Below are 4,087 nucleotides of genomic sequence, written 5' to 3' on the forward strand. Positions count from 1 at the left end.
TAGCCGTAAAGGCTCATCGCGCCGAACGTCGCCGCCGAGATGAAGAACACCTTGGCGATGGAAGCATCGGTATAGACCATGAAGATCGAGCTGAGGCTCAGGCCCATGACGGCCGCGAACACCCAGAACAGCAGCTGCGCGGTGGCGCCGGACAGCCGGTTGATGCCGAAGCTCAGCACCAGCACGAAGGCCAGCGGCGCGAAGGCCAGCACCCACATCAGCGGCGAGGTGTAGATCAGCGCGCCCCACGAGGTGAGCAGCTGCCCGTTGGCGAGCTGCGCTACGGCCTGGCTCTGGTCGGTGGTGGTCGCGAACGCGTTGCCGAAATAGGCAACGAGCCCCGTCACCACGAGCCCGATGCCCATGTAGTTGTAGACCTTCAGCATATAGCTGCGCAGGCCCTCATCGATGGCCGCGGCGGTTCCGGCCCGCTGCGCGGCGATAGTCGGACGGTCGAATTCAGCCATGACGAAAATTCCCTTTCCTGGCGACGCGTGACGGGCGCTCCTCCGAGCCGATACCGTCGATCACACAATATGAGGGCACGCCCCGGCGAATACAAGACCGCGCCGCCCCGCCTTGCGATTCCGTAATGTCGCAGTGCTTCAACAGCTTAACCGCGGCTTCTCGCCTCACGGCAGAGCCGTTTCAGGCAAACCCCGACGCGGCTTGCCGCCGCCGCCCCGCCCCGCTACCTTCCCGAGGTAACGTGAGCACGAATCAAGTGCACGACGGCGGCAAAGGGAGGGTCGATTGCCCAGGCTCTTTACCGGAATCGAGGTCCCCCAGGACGTGGGGCTGGCCCTCTCGCTCAAGCGCGGCGGCCTGTTCGGCGCCCGCTGGATCGACAGCGAGAACTATCACATCACCTTGCGCTTCATCGGTGACGTCGATCACCACGTGGCCAACGAAGTCACCGCCATGCTCGATCGGCTTGCCGACAGCGAAGCCTTCACCATCAAGCTCGATCATCTGGGCTCGTTCGGCGGCAACACCCCGCGCGCCCTGTTCGCCGGCTGCTCGAGCAACGCCGCCCTCCTCCGCCTGCAGGCCGCGCAGGAGCGGGTGCTGCAGCGCTGCGGCCTCGCCCCCGAGGGGCGCAAGTTCGTGCCGCATGTGGCTTTGGCCCGGCTGCGCGGGGTGTCTGCGGAGGAAGTGGCGAGCTTCATCGCGTTTTCCGGCCGCTTTACCCCGCTCGAGTTCAGGGTCGGCCGGTTCGTCCTGTTCTCATCCAAGGACTCGGTCGGAGGCGGTCCCTATGTCGTGGAGCAGGCCTATCCGCTCGCCGCGTGATCGATCCATTAACGCTTCTTTCACCACGCGGGCCCAAACAGGATTTTCGGCGGTCTGGCGCGTCAAATTGCCGACACGATTACCGCTAATGTCGCGACTTAATTCAAATGTGCGACCGGTTTGAGACCTTGGTAACCATGCCATGGCAGGATGCCCGGGTGCTGGTTGCGCAACTTCGGACAAGGATGTTCGGGCGATGACATCAATTCGTTTGGCGCTGGCAGGCCTGCTCGCCGGTACCGTCTGCGTGGCGTTGGCCTTTCCGGCCCTCGCGCAGGAAATCAAGCAGCTCGGGACCTTCAAGGCCTGGACCGCCTGGACCGGTTCGGATGCCAACGGCCCCATGTGCTATATCTCGGCCCAGCCCGATGACTGGACCCCCAAGGAAGTCAACGGCGCCCCGGTCCGCCGCAGCCCGATTCATTTCCTCATCATCAACCGCAAGGGCCTCGGCACCAAGAACGAGGTGCAGACCCAGGTCGGCTACCCGTTCCACCCCTCCAACGCCAATGTCACCGCCACCATCGACGGCAAGACCTTCCCGATGGTCACCGAGGGCGAAGCCGCCTGGCTTGCCGTCGAAGCGGATGAACCCACCTTCGTTGAGGCACTGAAGGCCGGCACCAAGCTTACCGTCGACGGCACTTCGCAGAAGGGTAACAAGATGTCCGACAGCTACAGCCTGTCGGGCGTGACCGCCGCCTTGGGCGAGATCAACAAGGCCTGCACCTGACGGGCCGTGAAACCGCGCGGTGTCCCCGCGCGTTCGGTGATGTACCAAGCCGGCTCTGCCTGCTACCAACCGCCGAACCATTGAGGCTCCGCCCATGAACTTCCGCGCTTTCGCCGCGATCGCAATCATTGCCGTGCCGCTGCTCGGCGGCCCCGCAATGGCGCAGTCGGTAAAGCTGCTCGGCGAATACCGGGACTGGACCGCCTACACGGCGACCGAGTCCACCGGCCCCGTCTGCTTCGCGCTCTCCAAGCCCACCGAGGTCACCCCGAGCCCCGACGACTTCACCGAAGCCTGGCTCTACCTGACCAATCGCCCGTCGGAGAGCGTGCGCAACGAATTGAATCTCGTCGCCGGCTTCACCTTCGCGCCCGATACCACCGCCACCGCCACCGTCAGCGGCCAGAGCTTCGAGCTCTTCACCGACAAGGACGCCGCCTGGCTGCAGGACCCCGCACAGAACGACAATCTCGCAGGTGCGCTCCGCGCCGGCTCCTCCATCACCATCGAGGGCACCAGCGACAAAGGCATCCGCATCAGCGAGACGTTCTCGCTCTCCGGCGCCACCGGCGCCAGCCGCGCCATCGAAGGCTGCACCGGCTAAAGCCTCCCCAGCGAAGCTGGTGGAGGGGGCGGCCCCACCCACGGCCCGCAATCCTCCCATCCCCAGCCCTTCTTTGCGCGATCCGTGCTACTATGTTACAGCGCGCGCCCAACTGCGCCCGCTTGAAAGCCGCCCGCACATGAGCATCGCCCTCGACCTCGATTACCACGCCCATGCCGACCGCCAGAAATCCGGGCGAACGTCGCTTGTCGGCCTGATGAAGCCCGAGTTGCGCGACACCCTGATGGGTATCGGGCTCGACGAGCGCGAGGCCAAGATGCGCGCCTCCCAGCTCTGGAACTGGATCTATCACAATGGCGTCACCGATTTCGACCGGATGACCAACATCCAGAAGGGGTTCCGGCAAAAGCTCGCCGATACCTTCCTCCTCGACCGCCCCGAGATCGTCACCGAGCAGGTCTCGATCGACGGCACGCGCAAGTGGCTGTTCCGCTTCCGCGATCCGAAAAACCCGCTGCTGCCGCCGGTCGAGGTCGAAACCGTCTACATCCCCGAGGAAGACCGCGGAACGCTCTGCGTCTCCTCCCAGGTTGGCTGCACCCTCACCTGCTCGTTCTGCCACACCGGCACCCAGAAGCTCGTCCGCAACCTCACTGCCGGCGAAATCCTCGGCCAGATCCTGATGGCCCGCGAGCGGCTGGGCGATTTTCCCGGCGGCACCCGCCCCGATGACGGCGGCCTCGTCCCGGCGCCCCGCGGTTCCGGCGGGTCAGAAGGGGACAGCCGCGCCATCACCAATGTGGTGATGATGGGCATGGGCGAGCCGCTCTACAATTACGACAACGTCAAGCAGGCCCTGCTGATCGCCTCGGACGAAGCCGGCATCTCGCTGTCGAAGCGCCGCATCACCCTCTCCACCTCCGGCGTCGTCCCCTATATCGAGCCGACCGGCCGCGAGATCGGCGTCATGCTCGCCATCTCGCTCCACGCCGTGCGCGACGACCTCCGCGACCTCCTGGTGCCGATCAACAAGAAATATCCGCTGAAAGAGCTGATCCAGGCCTGCCGCGATTATCCCGGCCTCAGCAACGCCCGCCGCATCACCTTCGAATACGTCATGCTGCGCGACATCAACGATTCCGACGCCGACGCCCGCGAACTGGTGCGCCTCCTCGCCGGCATCCCGGCCAAGATCAACCTGATCCCGTTCAACCCCTGGCCCGGCTCGAACTACGAGTGCTCGACCTCCTCGCGCATCGAGCACTTCGCCGACATCGTCAACCGCGCCGGCTACGCCTCCCCCGTCCGCACCCCCCGCGGCCGCGACATCTTCGCCGCCTGCGGCCAGCTGAAGAGCGCCACCGAGCGCCTCACCAAGAAAGACCGCGACGCCCTCACGGCGTAGCCGCCAAAACCGCCACAACGTCCCCTGTCCCTCTCTGGGAGAGGGTCAGGGTGAGGGGTCTATCCATGTCCATCGAACTTCGACGCATGAA

5 protein-coding genes are annotated in these 4,087 nt (G+C 65.2%); 4 read left to right on the plus strand and 1 reads right to left on the minus strand.

Features of this window, described 5'->3' with window-relative positions; genetic code table 11:
* Window positions 1–467 (minus strand): Bax inhibitor-1/YccA family protein (locus JWQ89_RS10755; RefSeq protein WP_299640856.1); only part of this gene is annotated, 467 nt, incomplete at its 3' end.
* A 286-nt stretch (window positions 468–753) separates the two neighbouring features.
* Between JWQ89_RS10755 and thpR the strand changes: the two genes are divergently transcribed.
* The 4 genes from thpR (at window position 754) to rlmN (ending at window position 3,996) form a co-directional block, all read left to right on the plus strand.
* Window positions 754–1,293: an RNA 2',3'-cyclic phosphodiesterase gene (gene thpR / locus JWQ89_RS10760; RefSeq protein WP_299640857.1), complete on the plus strand. Its 540-nt coding sequence runs from the start codon at window positions 754–756 to the stop codon at window positions 1,291–1,293.
* A 196-nt stretch (window positions 1,294–1,489) separates the two neighbouring features.
* Window positions 1,490–2,026, plus strand: coding sequence for an invasion associated locus B family protein (locus JWQ89_RS10765; RefSeq protein WP_299640859.1), 537 nt, complete (start codon window positions 1,490–1,492; stop codon window positions 2,024–2,026).
* A gap of 94 nt (window positions 2,027–2,120) precedes the next feature.
* Window positions 2,121–2,630 carry a hypothetical protein gene (locus JWQ89_RS10770; RefSeq protein ID WP_299640861.1) on the plus strand — a complete coding sequence of 170 codons (510 nt, stop codon included), beginning with the start codon at window positions 2,121–2,123 and terminating at the stop codon, window positions 2,628–2,630.
* 139 nt (window positions 2,631–2,769) lie between these two features.
* Window positions 2,770–3,996, plus strand: coding sequence for a 23S rRNA (adenine(2503)-C(2))-methyltransferase RlmN (rlmN, locus tag JWQ89_RS10775; RefSeq protein WP_299640863.1), 1,227 nt, complete (start codon window positions 2,770–2,772; stop codon window positions 3,994–3,996).
* Window positions 3,997–4,087 lie beyond the last annotated feature (91 nt).

It is taken from the genome of Devosia sp. (assembly GCF_028290645.1).
Taxonomy (GTDB): Bacteria; Pseudomonadota; Alphaproteobacteria; order Rhizobiales; family Devosiaceae; genus Devosia_A.